This is a genomic window from Microcoleus sp. OTE_8_concoct_300, assembly GCF_031383065.1.
Taxonomy (GTDB): Bacteria; Cyanobacteriota; Cyanobacteriia; order Cyanobacteriales; family Microcoleaceae; genus Microcoleus.
The window spans coordinates 1-1,042 of record NZ_JANMZH010000155.1; the positions used below are offsets into that span (position 1 = coordinate 1).

A 1,042-nucleotide genomic window follows, 5' to 3' on the forward strand; every position below is an offset into this window, starting at 1 on the left:
TCGGGAAAAGCAAGGGGTTCAATGGTGCCAGTTCGGAAAGTATTTCGCTGCTGGTAAAAATCGCCTTCCGGGAAGCGAAACACAATTAATTGTCGATCGCGCAGGTTAACAACCCAATATTCTTGAATTCCGGCTGCTGCATAAATCTTGCTTTTTTCCTCTAAGTCTTTACTCAAACTTGAATCAGCATATTCAATCAGCCAAAAAATGTTTTCTGGATATGGGTGATGTTCCAGGTAGATATCGTTGAGAGGTTGAACGACGGCAATATCGGGTTCTGGTTCTGAGTTATTTGGCAGAGTAATCGGTCTGGCTTCGCGAATTTGGGCTCTCGTAGATAATGCGACTCGCAATCGGTTGGCAAATCGATCGCTAAAATAAGTATGGGCCGTTCCTTCGGGTACCATCTCGACTATTACTCCATTTAGTAATTCAACTTTGCGATCGTTTAAAATGCCGGCTTCGATCATTTTATGGTAGTGATCTATTGTCCATTTTGCTGTAGTTAATGTCATCGCGATCGCTCCTTGCTTATATCTCATATCATGTCCGATCGATTAACCATAATATCCCGGTCGGGGCGGGTTTTTGAGATGGTCAATTATTCGCAGGTATTGTTGGTGAACCCGCCCCTACAAAAATCGCGGTTCCTCGACCGGACATGATATCACTATGACTTTTTGCTGAATTAACTTATTTTAGGCGATATACTCATGTTCTATCGGATTTTTTACGTTCCTCTAACCACCGCTGAAATGACTTCTGACTTTCTCCAGATGGTTTACCGAGAATAATATTTTTGATGCTAATGTCTTCGTCAATATCAGGCCAGTGGATTCCATCATTTCCACCAATAAATCGCCAATTATTGCGTTCGTTTGGTGTGCTATGCAATAGCCGAGGATACCAAGCTAAAGGAACAGAAATAGTACGACCATCGGATAGATCGACTGTTAGCGCGTCGTCTGTAACAACTACGTTTTGTGCTTGGGGGATTTCTAGCAACTCAACCATTAAAGAAGTCATTCCAACCTGCTAATAA

At 42.4% G+C, this 1,042-nt stretch carries 2 protein-coding genes; both read right to left on the reverse strand.

Annotated features, from left to right (window positions below; all coding sequences use genetic code 11):
* The coding region (locus ACUVJL_RS07580; RefSeq protein WP_445245291.1) for a Uma2 family endonuclease at positions 1-542 on the reverse strand (542 nt) is incomplete at its 3' end.
* Between the two features lie 169 nt (positions 543-711).
* Positions 712-1,026: a DUF2442 domain-containing protein gene (locus ACUVJL_RS07585; RefSeq protein WP_445245292.1), complete on the reverse strand. Its 315-nt coding sequence runs from the start codon at positions 1,024-1,026 to the stop codon at positions 712-714.
* Positions 1,027-1,042 lie beyond the last annotated feature (16 nt).

What these genes read in the sequence shown, in the direction of transcription:
- ACUVJL_RS07585 (WP_445245292.1), bottom strand. Translation starts at nt 1,026, where the DNA reads ATGACTTCTTTAATGGTTGAGTTGCTAGAAATCCCCCAAGCACAAAAC.